The organism is Mangrovibacterium diazotrophicum, assembly GCF_003610535.1.
Taxonomy (GTDB): domain Bacteria; phylum Bacteroidota; class Bacteroidia; order Bacteroidales; family Prolixibacteraceae; genus Mangrovibacterium; species Mangrovibacterium diazotrophicum.
Genome location: NZ_RAPN01000003.1, coordinates 1 through 14972 on the forward strand (window position 1 = coordinate 1; position 14972 = coordinate 14972).

Here is a 14972-nt window from a genome sequence, read left to right on the forward strand (position 1 = left end):
TACGTCTGTTATGAAGACAACGAGGTAACGCTTACGGCTACACCAAGCGGCGGTTCGGGTAGCTACAGTTACCTGTGGTCCACCGGAGCAACGACTGCGTCGATCTCCGTCAGCCCGACCAGCGACACGAATTACAGTGTAACAGTTACGGATACCGGCTTCAGTCCGACAAACGGAGTGGCCTGTAGTGCTACGGATGATGTGGATGTGATTGTCAACCCGGCCATCAGTGTTGATGCCGGAACAGATGTTTACGTCTGTTATGAAGACAACGAGGTAACGCTTACGGCTACACCAAGCGGCGGTTCGGGTAGCTACAGTTACCTGTGGTCCACCGGAGCAACGACCGCATCGATCACCGTCAGCCCGACCAGCGACACGAATTACAGTGTAACAGTTACGGATACCGGCTTCAGTCCGACAAACGGAGTGGCCTGTAGTGCTACGGATGATGTGGATGTGATTGTCAACCCGGCCATCAGTGTTGATGCCGGAACAGATGTTTACGTCTGTTATGAAGACAACGAGGTAACGCTTACGGCTACACCAAGCGGCGGTTCGGGTAGCTACAGTTACCTGTGGTCCACCGGAGCAACGACCGCGTCGATCACCGTCAGTCCGACCAGTGACACGAATTACAGTGTAACAGTTACGGATACCGGCTTCAGTCCGACAGCCGGAGTGGCCTGTAGTGCTACGGATGATGTGGATGTGATTGTAAACCCTCCAATTAGCTGTTCTACGAAGGTTTTAGCTTCGGCAGAGTGTGAGGGGCCAAATGGAAGTGCTGAGGTTACACCGAGCGGAGGTACACCTGGCTATACGTACTTATGGGATAACGGAGAGACCACAGCGGTAGCTACTGCATTGACACCAGGTCTGCATGAGGTCGAGGTTTGGGATTCTAAAAACTGTCCTACAAGTTGTGAGGTGACGATTCCGAATCTTCCATGCGACCACATCTTCCCAACGCAGACCACTTGTTGTCACTATCGCACAGAGTCAGCGACTCAGTTGTATAATGTTTGTTACACGCCAAGCAAGAAGAAAGGTGGCACAGTAGGTAATGCCGTACCTGGTGTATTCTTCTATTACACTTATGTTGTCGCTCCATCGAGTTCATTTGATATCAGAGTGGACCAAGGAAATGATGGTGCTCTTGATAAGCTGTTTAGTGTTGCTCAGTTAGACATTAAGTTGTTCGATGAGGATTGCGATAAACTGAGTACTGTTGAAGTTTCGGTAGATGGAACCGACAATAGTGTGGCTCATATGTCAGTTAGCGGAGCAACAGCCGGTGTTAAATATGTTCTTGGTGTCAAGTATGATGTGAAGTCGATTATTGGAGCTTCTTATACTTCTCCTGCTCCAACAAGCTCATACTGGTTTAAAACCTACATTGATGATGGTTCTAACCCAGAATACTATGAGGTTGGAAGTACGGGTATGATTGATGCTGTACCTAACTGTACGGACAATACACCATTGCCAGGAAACTGTAGTTTAGCTCAGGCTTCAACGCTCGATGCATCACAAACATTTACGACTTTGAGTTTGAAATCTGCAACGACGATTACGGCATATCCGAACCCGTTCTCAGATAATATCACGTTTGAGTTTACAGCTAATCAGGATGGAAAAGCAACGATTGAAATGTTCAATATGTTCGGTCAGAAAGTTGCAACTGTTCTGAAGCAGCTGGTAACTGAAGGTGAGTTTGTGAAAGTGACCTATGCTCCGGAAGGAATTGTCTCAGGAACTTATATCTATCGGTTTATCTTGGGAGACACCGTTCTGAACGGAGAATTAATCTATCAGGAACAGAAATGATTTAAATAAAAACAGAACAGATTCATTTCTGACCAAGACTACTTTTTAAATACGAGGTAGAGAGTAGTATTTCTGGAATCAATGAAGAAGCCGGGCAAGAGTGTCCGGTTTCTTCCGAGTTCGACAAAAACTCAAAAAAAAGGGAGAGTCAAGTTATATTGGCTCTCTCTTAGTTGCGTCTGAATATGTCTGTGTAGACTCTTTTCGAAGATCGAAGGTTGTTCTAACTCGTTTCTCAGAGCGGCGTTTTTTGTAATTCGTGTTAGCTTTGTCTTTTCATAATTCTCACCTAACCCATATTTTAATCAGGGCCAATTTGCCACAAATAGGAGAGTCTTTTGTTTTGCTTAAATCCGATGGCGGCAGCAATCTTCTAACTTTATTCACGAAATACAAATGGAATAATTTAGCCAGCAACGGACAAAATTTGAGGTGATATTTAAAACAGATTAGATACAAATTGCAGGGCCAACTCGGGGTTTAATGCAGCAAATAAACCAATTATGAAGAAGATAGTTACCAGGAATATTCCGGATTTGAGGCCTTCACTTCGCCCCGGCTCAAGTGTTGATATCTTCGGTTTTTCGGGTTTGTAATAAACCTCGACTTGTCTTCCTATGGGATAAGAAATGGTAAGTTGTGCTATTTTTTCTCGTTCAATTCGTTTAAATGAGGTTGCGATAAACGGTTTCCCGCCTTGGTGTCTAGTTCCGTCGACTGTGTATTCATACAAAAAGTTTAATCGACCGGAGACTTCCAAGTCAAAACCTGTTACGATTACGCCTCTGGTACTGGGCCATTTGGCTGATTGTTTTGCCAGTAGGAGTAATTTGGCAGTGTAGGCAATTATGGGGATTGTTACTAATACAAGGATGAGCCCCGAGAGTTGAAATTGCTGAATTGCTGTCATCTGGTTTTAGTTTATTTCTTTCAAGATAGAGCAAAAAAGAATATAAATAATCTCCTTCCTGCACATTTTTCGACCTGTCTTTAGGACAAGTCTGATCATTTTAAGTGTCTTTCCCCGAGTGAAGTAGTCGTGCGGACAGGTTGAGGAGTTGAGACGCAAATGCTTGGGGAATTTTCACAAATTGCATGCAAATAAAAAGAGGTTACAACTTTTGATCGTTGTAACCTCTTTATTTCAGTAGCGAGAGGCGGGCATGATCCGCCGACCTCATGATTATGAATCATGCGCTCTAACCAGCTGAGCTACCTCGCCATCATTTTTTGAACGTTTTTGGAGGCTGCGCGTGTTGTGCGCTGTTCCAAAATTGCGGTGCAAATATAGCATTAAATATTTACCATTTGCAAGAATTTTTTTCAAAAATTTTTTCCGATTTTTAATGGCATTGGTTAATTACCCGATTATAACTATATTGCGACAAACAAGAACAACCATGACTGCGAAAACCAAAATCCAATTAGAATTCCCGATAAAATGTTCCCCCAGTGTTTTGTATAATCGGTTGAGTACCGCTTCAGGTCTTACCGAATGGTTTGCCGACGATGTAAATGTGAAAGGAAAACGCTACACATTCATTTGGGATGGCTCGGAACAAGTTGCAGAAATGGTGCAAAACCGCGATAGTCGGGTTGTCCGCTTCAAGTGGGACGATGATGAGGACGAAGATACCTACTTCGAATTTCTGATTACAAAAGATGAGCTGACCGGGGATGTGACCCTGCTGATTACCGATTTTGCAGACGATGGTGATGAAGAAGAAACAACAGAACTTTGGAATACCCAGATTTCTGATTTGAAAAGAGTGCTTGGTTGTTAACCCGATTTAACTTTAATTTTCTCCAAAATAGTATAGTTTTGTATCGTTTCCCAAAGGAATAAAATGAAACGATTACACCAATATGTGCTGAAGAGCTTTTTAGGCCCTTTTTTCATGACCTTTTTTATCTGTGTTTTCATCCTGCTCATGCAGTTTTTATGGAAATACATTGACGACATGGTTGGGAAGGGACTGGAGTGGGGCATTGTTGCCGAGCTCTTGCTTTACGCTTCCATGGGGTTGATCCCCATGGCTTTTCCGCTCGCTACCTTGCTGGCATCCATTATGACTTTTGGGAGTTTGGGCGAGAATTACGAGCTGGTTGCGATGAAGGCTTCCGGAATCTCGTTGTTCCGCATCATGAAACCGCTCATGTTTGTCGCGATCGGTTTGGCTTTGTTTGCATTTTACTTCTCGAATAATATCCTGCCGCAAAGTAACCTCAAGTTTGGTGCTTTAATGGCCAGTATCAAGAAGCAGAAGCCGGAGATGGTAATCACCGAGGGGATCTTTACCAATGATATTGATGGCTATAGCATCAAGGTCGACCGAAAAAGCAAGAAGACCAACATGCTGTATAAAATCCTGATATATGATCATCGCGACAACCAGGGGAATGTGTCCGTTACGGTTGCCGATTCGGGTTTTATGAAAATCTCAGAGGACAAGAAATTCATGATCATGACCTTGTTTGACGGGGAAAATGCCGTGGACGAGAATCCCCGTGAAAACCGAAGAACGCAACGATACACTTTCCGCAGGACCCATTTTCACGAACAGGTTGTGACTGTCCCGTTGAAAGGATTCGACTTTAAAAGAACTGATGAGGATAATCTTCGGAATATGTACCGGATGTTGACGCTTCAACAGCTGGAGCATGTGGAAGATTCGCTTTACACGGATTATAACTACCGGGTTCGCCGTTTTGCGATTAATATGCGGTATAACCAGAAGTTGAATCGCTCGGTGGTGGATTTGACGAATACGGAAGATTCGTTGCGCGTTTATCATCCGATGTTGGAAAATCGGCAATTGGATTACGATTCCATTATGTCGGCATTGGACCCGATGGAACGGGACGAAATCTACAGCACTGCATTGAGCCAGGCACGAATGAACAAACAGACCATCGATCAGAATATCTTCGAATTGTATAACATCAAGAAAAACCTGAACAAGTACACAATGGAAAAGCATCGCAAGTTTACCTGGTCGGTTGCTTGTTTGATTTTCTTCTTTATTGGGGCACCTTTGGGGGCGATCATTCGAAAGGGTGGATTGGGTATGCCAACTGTGGTTTCCATTTTGATGTTCATTCTGTATTACATGGTTTCTATTTCGGGTGAAAAGGCGTCGCGAGAGGACGTGTGGACGATGGCCGAAGGTATGTGGCTGGCAACGGCAATTTTCTTCCCGCTTGGTTTCTTCCTAACCTATAAAGCAGCAACCGATTCGGGATTAATGAATGTGGAAACATATCAATACAAAATCAAAAATTTTGTAAATTACGTTCTCAGAAGGAAAAATAAAGCCGATTAACAGTACATGCGAATTCTACAGCTAACGAACAAGGTTCCCTGGCCACCAACTGATGGTGGGGCAATTGCAACGCTGACGTTGTCGAAAGGGTTTTTCATCTTGGGACACCAGGTCAGTATTTTGGCCATGCGTACCGAAAAGCATAATACGCGCCTGGATGAAATACCGGAGCATTTAGCTGCACAGATCGATTTCAATTTGGTTGATGTACCGGCGAGAATAACTTTCTGGGGAGGTTTGGTTAATTTTCTCTTCTCCGACCTACCGTATATTGCCGCTCGATTTATTAGTGAAGATTACAGTCGAGCGTTAATCAAATTATTAAAGGAAAAGGAGTTTGATGTCATCCAGTTGGAAGGCCTGTATTTGTGTCCTTATATTCCTTTGATCAAGCAGTATAGCAAGGCGTTAATCGCTTACCGTGCACACAACATCGAATATGAAATCTGGGAACGTTCCAGTAAATTGTCCGGTGGTTTCCGACGAATTTATCTCTCCATCTTGACGCGTCGGATCAAAAAATTCGGGATGAGCTACATCAATGAATGGGATGTTTTGGTGTCGATAACCGAAAGGGATGGTGAAATGCTGGACAAACTCGGAAATCGAAAACCACGGATTACCTCGCAAACAGGGATTGATTTTTCGACACTTGTTCCTACCGCGAAAGACCTGGAATTTCCATCACTCTTTCATATCGGGTCTCTGGAATGGGGTCCAAATCAGGAAGGTTTGCTGTGGTTTATCAACAATGTCTGGCCGTTGATTTACCGAAAATACCCGGAACTAAAATTTTATATAGCTGGCCGGAATGCACCCGGGTGGTTGGCGCAGAAGCTCAAATTAGCGAATGTTGTTTTCCTTGGTGAAATCGAAGATGCTTACCAGTTCATGAACTCAAAAGCGGTCATGATCGTACCACTTCGCTCGGGCTCGGGTATGCGAATCAAGATTGTCGAAGGACTTGCTTTGGGTAAAGCCATTGTTTCGACGACGATTGGTGTTGAAGGTATTGCTGCAGAAGACCACGAACATATTCTGATTGCAAACGAACCTCATGAGTTTGTTCATGCAGTTAGTGAGTTAATAGAGAATAAAGCTCTTTACAAGAAGCTTTGTAAGAACGCTGTCGAATTCATTCGCGAAAAGTTTGACAACCTCGCGATTGTGTCTTCCCTTGTCGATTTTTACAAGAAACAACTGAATGGCTGAGGCGCTCTTCTGGATCGCAGTAATCATCGTCGGATACACTTTTGGCGGTTATGGATTGCTTTTGGCTATCGTTGTTGGTATAAGGAGACTTTTCTCTTCCGTAAATCAGAATCAGAGTGCTGCCGGCAACTTGCCGAAGATTTGCCTGTTTGTGACGGCCTATAATGAAGCTGCTTTTGTTGCCGCCAAAGTTGAAAATTCATTTCAGTTGAACTATCCGCAGGAAAAACTTCAGCTGCTTTGGGTAACCGATGGTTCAACTGATAAAACACCCGAATTATTGAAGCAATATCCCGATGTACAGGTGCAGCATTTACCCGAGCGACTGGGAAAAGTGCATGCGATGAACCGGGGAATGCAATATGTAACAGCGCCCATTGTTGTCTTTACGGATAGCAACACTTTGCTGGGCCCGGATTCACTCTTACATCTGGTTCGGCATTTCAGGAATGGAAATGTCGCTTGTGTCGCCGGCGAAAAGCGAGTGGTGAAAGCCGATGAAATTAATGTGGCTGCTGCCGGAGAGAGTTTGTACTGGAAGTTGGAATCCCGAATGAAAAGAATGGAATCGGAGTTGAGCTCGGTTGTTGGAGCAGCAGGGGAATTGTTTGCGATTCGCCGCGAACTCTTCAGACCGGTTGATGAAGACTGCCTGTTGGATGATTTTCAAATATCCATGCAAATGGTAGCGGAGGGTTTTCGCTGTGTCTACGAACCGGATGCTGTGGCTTTGGAAAAAGGATCGATGAATGTTCGGGAAGAGCTGAAGAGAAAGAGCCGGATTGCTGCCGGCGGACTGCAGGCGATGGTTCGAATGCCGTTTTTACTCAATCCGTTTCGGTTTGGATGGCTCAGCTGGCAGTATTTTTCACACAAAATTTTACGCTGGACATTGGCGCCATGGGCGATTTTGCTGGCTTTTCTGAGCAATATCTATCTCGTACTTGTAAAACCTGAAAATTCTTTAGAATTAATTTACATCTCGATTCTGGTTCTTCAATGTTTGTGGTATTTGTTTGCTTTTGTGGGCTTTAAGCGCGAAGGCGATGGTACAGGCAACAAGTTATTTTATATACCGTACTACTTTACTGCAATCAATTATGCTGCAATCAGAGGGCTTTTTAGGTTTTTGAAAGGGACACAGCCGGTAACCTGGGAGAAGGCAGAGCGCGCCTGAGCGGTCAAAAGTCATTTGTAAATCGATAAAATTGCTTAGTTTTGCAGCGGCATTTTGAAAACCAACAGATTATAATGACCGAGTTCAAATTAAATACGATTCCTGAAGCGATCGCAGCCATTAAAAATGGTGATTTGGTGATTGTTGTCGACGACGAAGATCGCGAGAATGAAGGTGACTTTATTGCAGCCGCCGAATTGATGACTCCTGAAAAGGTAAATTTTATGGCCACGCATGGTCGCGGGTTGATCTGCGTGCCGTTAACCGAAAGCCGTTGTGAAGAACTGGAGCTCGATCTGATGGTCGGGAGAAATACTTCCTCGCATGAGACGCCTTTCACGGTGTCGGTTGATTTAATTGGCTACGGGTGTACCACGGGAATTTCAGCCAGTGATCGTTCAAAAACGATTCGCGCACTGGTAAATCCGGATACAAAGGCGGAAGAACTGGGCCGTCCGGGGCACATCTTTCCTTTGAAAGCAAAAAATCGTGGCGTGCTTCGTCGTGCAGGGCACACAGAAGCTGCTGTTGACTTAGCTCGATTAGCCGGTTTGCAGCCCGCTGGTGTTTTAATTGAAATCATGAACGAAGACGGTACGATGGCTCGCCTGCCCGAATTGATGCAGGTTGCGGAGCGTTTCGACCTGAAAATTATTACCATCAAAGACCTGATTGCTTACCTGCAGGATTCAGAAAGCTTGATCGTTCGTGGTGAAGAAGTAGCAATGCCGACTAAATACGGCGACTTCAATATCATTCCTTTCCGCCAGAAATCAAACGGAATGGAGCATGTTGCTTTGGTAAAAGGAACCTGGGAAGAGGACGAAGAGATTTTGGTGCGCATGCACTCGTCTTGTATGACAGGCGATATTTTTGGTTCGTTCCGCTGCGAATGTGGAGAACAATTGCATAAGGCCATGCAGATGATTGAAAAAGAAGGCAAAGGTGTGATTGTATACATGATGCAGGAAGGACGCGGAATCGGTTTGATGAATAAGATTGCTGCCTACAAGTTGCAGGACGAAGGAATGGATACCGTGGAAGCGAATTTGCATCTCGGTTTTCAGGCTGATGAACGCGACTACGGAGTTGGTGCCCAGATTTTGCAAAGCGTTGGTGTGAAGAAAATGAAGCTGATGACTAACAACCCGGTAAAACGTGTTGGTATTGAAGGTTACGGGCTGAAGGTTACCAAGATCGTCAATATTGAGATTGAACCGAATGAATTCAATCAGCGCTATCTGAAAACCAAACGTGATCGGATGGGACATTACCTGCAAAAATTTAAATACGATTGATTCTTGAACGCGGCAAATAGAAAGATGAAACCTAACGCTTTCAAACTTTTGCCTTTTAACTTTTTACTTGAAAAATGGGAATGTTCGATCATCTTTTCAGCGATAGCTACGACGAATCAGTAGAAGGTGTTGACTATTATTTGACCAAGGAAGGTTATCGCGTAATGACGGAAAGCTATTTGGTAAAGCGCGGTTACTGTTGTTCCAATGGTTGTCGTCATTGTCCTTACGACCCAAAAGCACAAAAAGGAAATCGAAAATTAAGGCCCGATGTGGCTAAAAAATATAACTTGTAAGAATTAGCTGTCGTCCAGACAGCTTTTTTTATGCCCGTTCGCGGAGTATAAGTGCCGGGTGAGTGAAATAAGTCTGTCGCACGTCAAACAATTTTCCCGTTTCCTCCTTATTTAGAAAATGCTGTTTCCCTGTTATTGCGAAATAATGCGTAAACTTGCTTAATGAGTAACACTAAAAGAAATAAAGGTGTTACGTTTTGTGTCGATCATGAGTAACATACAAGATAAATTACACGAATTGGAAGAATGGTTTCGACAGCGAAAAGGCTCTATTGTTGCTTTTTCCGGCGGAATCGATTCAACTTTGGTGCTTTTCCTGGCGCGCAAGTTTCAGGGAAAAGAAAACGCGATTGGCGTCATCTCAAATTCAGAGAGCTTGAAAGCGAAGGATTTTGAACTGGCACAACGCTTTTGCCGCGATTTCGATATTAAACTGGAAGTCATCAAAACCGAAGAATTGGTAGATGAGCGCTACAATCAAAATCCTGAAAACCGTTGTTTTTTTTGCAAGGAACACTTGTTTCACGATTTGCAGCAGATCAAGGATAAATATCCGGATTTTGATGTGCTAAGTGGAACCAATGTTGATGATTTGGGTGACTACCGACCGGGCTTGCAGGCAGCGGCTCAGTACAAAGTGTTGGCTCCAATGGCGCAGTGTAAGCTGACGAAAGAAGAAATTCGCGAGATTGCCCGAAGTTTCGGCCTACCGAACTGGGATAAACCGGCGAGCCCGTGTCTGAGTTCCCGTATTCCGTATAATCATCAGATTACCCGCGAAAAGCTGAAGCAAGTTGAAGCGGCTGAAGATTTCCTGAACGAGTTGGGTTTTGCGGATGTTCGAGTTCGTCATTATGGAGAATACGGGCAGGTTGAAGTTCAACAGTCGGAAATTGAACGACTTTTTGCGATGGAACATCAAGTCGTTGATAGAATAAAATCCTTTGGCTTCGATGAAGTTAAAATCGATCGGGAGGGTTTGGTGTCGGGAAAATTAAACCGGGTGCTAAATAGAAAAGAAGACGTTAGACGTGAGTCCTGAGACAAAAAAAAAACTCACGACTTAATTCTCAATTCTCAATACTGAAAAATGAAAATATTATACTACGACTGCTTTGCCGGCATCAGCGGAGATATGAACCTCGGGGCGCTGATTGACCTTGGGGTTGATGCAGATTACCTGAAACAGGAACTGGAGAAACTCAATATTGAAGGGTTTCACCTGGAAATCAAAAAAGATCAGCGGCGCGGAATCAACGGAACCAAAGCCGATGTGATCATCGAAAATCCGGACAACGAGAAGCATCGCCATTTGCGGCATGTGGAAGAGATTGTCAATAACAGCACACTCTCTGATACGGTGAAAACAAACGCCTTGAAGATCTTCCGTTTGATTGCGGAAGCGGAAGCGAAAGTGCACAACATCGACATCCAACGAGTACATTTCCACGAGGTGGGAGCTTTGGATTCGATAGCAGATATTGTAGGGGCAGCCATTTGCCTCGATTACCTGAAAGTGGACAAAGTTATCTCGTCGCCGATTCAGTTGGGGGGCGGAACAGTAAAATGCGCGCACGGCATCATGCCTGTTCCTGCGCCGGCAACAGCCCTGATAGTTGAAGGCTTGCCTGTGAAAACGGGCTTGGTAAACCACGAGGCAACTACACCAACCGGAGCGGCCATATTGGCGGCAATGGTTGATCAATTCACACCAAACGTTGAACTGCCCATTGTAAAAACGGCCTACGGAATCGGGAATCGAGATGCTGAAGTGGCGAATGTTCTTCGAGTGTACCTGTTAGAAGGCGAGCAATCTTCATCGGATGTAGAAACCGTTGAGGCGGTCGTGCTCGAAAGCAACATCGACGATATGAACCCCGAACATTATGACTTCATTTTAAACGAACTCTTTGATGCAGGAGCGAGCGATGCCTGGTTGACGCCGATCATCATGAAAAAATCGCGCCCGGCAGTGACTTTGTCTGTTCTTTCTTCACCCGAGTTGGTTGCGAAAATGAAGACTATTGTTTTCACGCACAGTACCTCTTTGGGGATTCGCGAATACCGCGTGCAAAAACATATGCTGGCTCGTCAGGAAATCGAGGTTAAAATTAGCCATGGAACGGTTCGGGTAAAGCAAAGTTATTACAACGGACGGCTGTTAAAATCGAAAGCAGAAGCTGATGACTGCAAGAAATTAGCGAGTGAACACGGTTTGAGCATTCGTGAAATTGAAAAAATGGTCTATAACCAGTTGGAAGCATGAGCCCTCGTGAGATTTTAGAACAATATAAAAACGGTGAGATTACCTTAACGCAGGCTCTGGAGAATTTGCCCTCGCACGGCATTGAGGAGATGGGCTTTGCGACGATCGATACCGATCGCGAGAAGCGAACAGGTCTGCCCGAGGTGATTTATGCCTCCGGAAAAACAGCGGAACAGGTTGCTCAAATTGCCGAGCGGATGCACCAGAAAGGAATTGATGTTTTGGCTACGCGGGCTACACCGGAAATGTACGAAGAAGTACAAAAGTTAATACCTGGAGCAGTGTATAATCCACTAGCGAAGACAATCATCTACAGGGAAAGTAAATACGAAAACGATAAAGGCTACATTGCCGTTGTGGCTGCCGGAACGTCTGACATGCCTGTGGCTGAAGAGGCGGTGGAAACAGCTCGTTTCCTGGGGAATCGGGTTGAGTCGGTCTACGATGTTGGTGTGGCAGGTATTCACCGGTTATTTCACAAACTGGAGCTAATTCGCAACGCCCGGGTGATTATCGTGGTGGCAGGCATGGAAGGTGCTTTGTCAAGCGTAATTGGCGGATTGGTTGATAAGCCGGTTTTAGCAGTACCAACCAGTGTTGGTTACGGGGCAAATTTCGAAGGCGTGTCGGCCTTGCTGGGGATGCTGACCAGCTGTGCCAGCGGTGTGAGTGTGGTCAATATCAATAACGGATTCGGCGCTGCTTGTCAGGCCTCATTGATTAATAAATTGTAAGATGAACGATATTCAGGTTCTCATGTTTACGGCGTTGTCGCTGGGTTTTATTCATACCTTGTTGGGCCCCGACCACTATTTGCCTTTTATAGCGATTAGCAAGGCGCGTAATTGGTCGACCCGCAGAACCATGTGGATAACATTTTTCTCAGGGATCGGACACGTTGGGAGCTCCGTTCTGATTGGTGCTATTGGTATTGCGTTGGGAACTTCCCTAAGTAAGCTGAATGGTATTGAAGCTTTTCGCGGCGAGCTGGTTGCCTGGCTTTTGTTTGCCTTCGGCGTAGGGTACACACTTTATGGTATTTATAAATATATCCGGAGTTCGCATCATGCCCATCTGCCAACTTTTCTGATGCCGAAGAAAGTGCGTGAACATCATCATTTACCGGTGACGGAAGAGGAAGCTGAAAAAGTAAATATCACGCCTTGGATCATCTTTTTGATTTTTGTGTTTGGCCCCTGCGAAGTACTGATTCCATTGTTGATGGTTCCGGCATACACGCATAGTGTAGCTGGAATGGCAGCCGTGGCTTCCATTTTCTCTATTGGTACAATTACAACGATGATGACTGTCGTCTATTTGGGACACAAAGGTTTTTCTTTCGTCAACTTCAAACACCAGGAGCGTTATGTGCATTTGTTGGCCGGTGTGGTCATCCTGATCAGTGGTGCCGGGATGGTCTTCCTGGGCTGGTAGCAAAACAAAATAAATAGAAATAATGGGAGTTCGGTTTCACACAGAAACCGGACTTTCTTTTTTCTGGACTATCAGGGGAGCTTTTCACCCAAACGAACGAATGCCAAGAAACAGCATCTATTTGATTTACTTATCTAATTGTATTTTTTATCTTTAAAAAAATCCGATTTAATATGGGCAGGACTATTGTTTGCGCGCTAACATGTTTGCTGTTTTCTGTGTTCTTTTCTCCGCTTTATGGACAACAGTCCGATTCCGAAGAATCGACACCTTCGGATCAGTTGTCCAGGCTTCAGCTGGTTCAGAAACTTTCCGACCAATGTTGGCAAAACCGGGAAAGCCAAACAGAAAAAGCAATTGAATACGGGCTACAGGCAATTGGAATTGCAAAAGCAGAAGGATTTCAGAAGGAACTTGGAACGCTTTACAATTACTTGGGAGTAATTTATCAGCATTACAAATACGACGTACGGACAGCCATGTCCTATTACGATCTCGGCCTGCCGATTTGTTTAGCAGAAAAGGATTCGGTTGAAATCGCCTACGTCTACAATAATCTTGGTGATGCATTTTATACCATCGGAAATGTTCCCTTGGCTTTCGAATATGCTGAAAAGTCAATGTCGATTTTCGAGCGGCTTGGCAATGCGCGCGGCATTGCATACAGTTACATCAACCTCGGAGCGCTAAATCGCATTGATGGAAAATACAATGCAGCATTGGACTATTTCCGGAAAGCGATTTCACTGCGTGAGACTTTTGATGATTCAGTCGGGATTGCTTCCGCGAATCTGGAAGTTGCCAGAACCTTGTATTTGATGGGGAAAACGGACGAGGCGATGCAGTATTTTCAGCAATCGTTGCAGAAGCATACGCAAATTGACAATAAAAATTACATGGCCTATTCGATGCAGGGGATCGGTGATGTTTACCTGCAGAAGAACGAACTGGATTCAGCAATGGTCTATTTTGAAGAGGCGATGAAGCTAACACGCGATCGGCGTAACTTCTCCGGCGAAATAGACAGCCAGCTGGGATTGGCGAAAGTGATGGCGGCGAAAGGTAAACTAGAGGAAGGAGAGCATTTACTGGACGATGCTTTTATCAACGCGCAAAGATCGAACATTGCGCCCGATATTTTGAAAGTTTACAAAGCCCGGGGAGAATATTATCACCAGTCGGAAGATTATAAAAAAGCGGCAGAAAATTACCAAAGCTACATTCAAGCGTATGACTCACTTTTCTTGGCATTACAATTTCAAACCCTTTCCGAAATGAAAGATCGCTTTCATATTAAGGAAGAATTGAACACGGTTACACAGGATTTGAAATCAAAGAGGAAGGTTCAGATTTATGCAGTTCTGATCATCATTTTACTGATCATCTTCTCGTTTATCCTCATGTTGAGAAATCGTATTATTGCTCGTCTGAGCACTGAGCTTGCCCATTCTAACCAGGCAAAGGACAAAATTTTCTCCATTGTTTCGCACGATTTGGTCAGCCCATTTAACGTGCTGATCGGAACCAGCGAGTTGTTGATGGAGGATTTGGATGAGGGAGATCTGGAAAACGCAAAAAATAATGGGCGTTTGATACACAGCACCTCGGAGGAGGCCTACCGGTTGATTTCGAATTTGCTCACCTGGGCTCGGTCACAGCGAAGAACAATCAACCTGGTTAAAGAGAAATTTGATATGACCAACTTGGCGCTGGACGTTGTGTCAATGTTCGAAAATCATTCGGAACTAAAAGAAATTGAAATACAACTGAGCGCGCCGGGAGGCGTTTTGGTTACCGCCGACAAGAACCTGGTCCAGATCGTTTTGGTAAACCTGGTGAATAATGCGCTGAAATTTACACACAGAGGTGGCAAAATCAATTTGTCGGTGGCCGAGGAGAAAGGGAAAGTGAAAGTTTCTGTTCGCGACAATGGAACGGGGATGCCGCCCGATCGATTAGCACATCTCTTCGATCATCGCTCAGTGGAGAGCACGCCGGGGACGGGTAACGAGCAAGGTACCGGTTTGGGGCTGCTTCTTTGCAAGGAATTTGTTGAAATGCACGGTGGCGAAATTTATGCGGACAGTATGGAAGGTGAAGGATCTACTTTTATCTTCACTGTGCCAGCTGTATAGT

Annotated in this window: 13 protein-coding genes and 1 tRNA gene; 12 read left to right on the top strand and 2 right to left on the bottom strand. The window is 44.8% G+C overall.

The features are described 5' to 3' along the window. A partial coding sequence (locus BC643_RS18170; protein ID WP_120274709.1) for a T9SS type A sorting domain-containing protein occupies positions 1-1830 on the top strand: 1830 nt, incomplete at its 5' end. A gap of 439 nt (positions 1831-2269) precedes the next feature. Here the strand turns inward: BC643_RS18170 and BC643_RS18175 are convergent. Both BC643_RS18175 and BC643_RS18180 read right to left on the bottom strand, forming a co-directional pair. Beyond that, positions 2270-2740 (bottom strand): DUF3592 domain-containing protein, encoded by a 471-nt coding sequence (locus tag BC643_RS18175; protein WP_120274710.1) that lies wholly within the window; start codon positions 2738-2740, stop codon positions 2270-2272. 238 nt (positions 2741-2978) lie between these two features. Continuing rightward, positions 2979-3052 (bottom strand) — tRNA-Met (locus BC643_RS18180). A 178-nt stretch (positions 3053-3230) separates the two neighbouring features. On the opposite strand from BC643_RS18180, the gene BC643_RS18185 reads away from it, so the two are divergent. From BC643_RS18185 to BC643_RS18235, 11 genes are all read left to right on the top strand, one after another. Further along, positions 3231-3614 (top strand): START-like domain-containing protein, encoded by a 384-nt coding sequence (locus BC643_RS18185; protein ID WP_120274990.1) that lies wholly within the window; start codon positions 3231-3233, stop codon positions 3612-3614. A 63-nt stretch (positions 3615-3677) separates the two neighbouring features. Beyond that, positions 3678-5153 (top strand): LptF/LptG family permease, encoded by a 1476-nt coding sequence (locus BC643_RS18190; protein ID WP_120274711.1) that lies wholly within the window; start codon positions 3678-3680, stop codon positions 5151-5153. A gap of 6 nt (positions 5154-5159) precedes the next feature. Beyond that, positions 5160-6365, top strand: coding sequence for a glycosyltransferase family 4 protein (locus tag BC643_RS18195; protein ID WP_120274712.1), 1206 nt, complete (start codon positions 5160-5162; stop codon positions 6363-6365). After that, positions 6358-7542 (top strand): glycosyltransferase family 2 protein, encoded by a 1185-nt coding sequence (locus BC643_RS18200; protein ID WP_120274713.1) that lies wholly within the window; start codon positions 6358-6360, stop codon positions 7540-7542. The genes BC643_RS18195 and BC643_RS18200 overlap by 8 nt, the downstream gene beginning before the upstream one ends. A gap of 74 nt (positions 7543-7616) precedes the next feature. Beyond that, positions 7617-8840 carry a bifunctional 3,4-dihydroxy-2-butanone-4-phosphate synthase/GTP cyclohydrolase II gene (locus BC643_RS18205; RefSeq protein ID WP_120274714.1) on the top strand — a complete coding sequence of 408 codons (1224 nt, stop codon included), beginning with the start codon at positions 7617-7619 and terminating at the stop codon, positions 8838-8840. A gap of 80 nt (positions 8841-8920) precedes the next feature. Beyond that, positions 8921-9136, top strand: a complete 216-nt coding sequence (locus BC643_RS18210) for a DUF5522 domain-containing protein (protein ID WP_120274991.1) — start codon at positions 8921-8923, stop codon at positions 9134-9136. A 208-nt stretch (positions 9137-9344) separates the two neighbouring features. Continuing rightward, positions 9345-10178: an ATP-dependent sacrificial sulfur transferase LarE gene (larE, locus tag BC643_RS18215; protein WP_120274715.1), complete on the top strand. Its 834-nt coding sequence runs from the start codon at positions 9345-9347 to the stop codon at positions 10176-10178. Between the two features lie 48 nt (positions 10179-10226). After that, entirely contained in the window at positions 10227-11402 is a 1176-nt protein-coding gene (gene larC, locus BC643_RS18220) for a nickel pincer cofactor biosynthesis protein LarC (RefSeq protein ID WP_120274716.1), read from the top strand. Further along, a complete protein-coding gene (gene larB / locus BC643_RS18225; RefSeq protein ID WP_120274717.1) occupies positions 11399-12136 on the top strand; it encodes a nickel pincer cofactor biosynthesis protein LarB in 738 nt (245 codons plus the stop codon). Before larC ends, larB begins: the two co-directional genes overlap by 4 nt. Before the next feature lies 1 nt (position 12137). After that, positions 12138-12836 (top strand): urease accessory protein UreH domain-containing protein, encoded by a 699-nt coding sequence (locus BC643_RS18230; protein ID WP_120274718.1) that lies wholly within the window; start codon positions 12138-12140, stop codon positions 12834-12836. 173 nt (positions 12837-13009) lie between these two features. After that, on the top strand, positions 13010-14971 hold the full coding sequence (locus BC643_RS18235) for a tetratricopeptide repeat-containing sensor histidine kinase (protein ID WP_120274719.1): 1962 nt from the start codon (positions 13010-13012) through the stop codon (positions 14969-14971). Position 14972 lies beyond the last annotated feature (1 nt).

What these genes read in the sequence shown, in the direction of transcription:
- larE (WP_120274715.1), top strand. Translation starts at nt 9,345, where the DNA reads ATGAGTAACATACAAGATAAATTACACGAATTGGAAGAATGGTTTCGA.
- BC643_RS18205 (WP_120274714.1), top strand. Translation starts at nt 7,617, where the DNA reads ATGACCGAGTTCAAATTAAATACGATTCCTGAAGCGATCGCAGCCATT.
- BC643_RS18230 (WP_120274718.1), top strand. Translation starts at nt 12,138, where the DNA reads ATGAACGATATTCAGGTTCTCATGTTTACGGCGTTGTCGCTGGGTTTT.
- larC (WP_120274716.1), top strand. Translation starts at nt 10,227, where the DNA reads ATGAAAATATTATACTACGACTGCTTTGCCGGCATCAGCGGAGATATG.
- BC643_RS18190 (WP_120274711.1), top strand. Translation starts at nt 3,678, where the DNA reads ATGAAACGATTACACCAATATGTGCTGAAGAGCTTTTTAGGCCCTTTT.
- BC643_RS18185 (WP_120274990.1), top strand. Translation starts at nt 3,231, where the DNA reads ATGACTGCGAAAACCAAAATCCAATTAGAATTCCCGATAAAATGTTCC.
- BC643_RS18235 (WP_120274719.1), top strand. Translation starts at nt 13,010, where the DNA reads ATGGGCAGGACTATTGTTTGCGCGCTAACATGTTTGCTGTTTTCTGTG.
- larB (WP_120274717.1), top strand. Translation starts at nt 11,399, where the DNA reads ATGAGCCCTCGTGAGATTTTAGAACAATATAAAAACGGTGAGATTACC.
- BC643_RS18175 (WP_120274710.1), bottom strand. Translation starts at nt 2,740, where the DNA reads ATGACAGCAATTCAGCAATTTCAACTCTCGGGGCTCATCCTTGTATTA.
- BC643_RS18195 (WP_120274712.1), top strand. Translation starts at nt 5,160, where the DNA reads ATGCGAATTCTACAGCTAACGAACAAGGTTCCCTGGCCACCAACTGAT.
- BC643_RS18200 (WP_120274713.1), top strand. Translation starts at nt 6,358, where the DNA reads ATGGCTGAGGCGCTCTTCTGGATCGCAGTAATCATCGTCGGATACACT.
- BC643_RS18210 (WP_120274991.1), top strand. Translation starts at nt 8,921, where the DNA reads ATGTTCGATCATCTTTTCAGCGATAGCTACGACGAATCAGTAGAAGGT.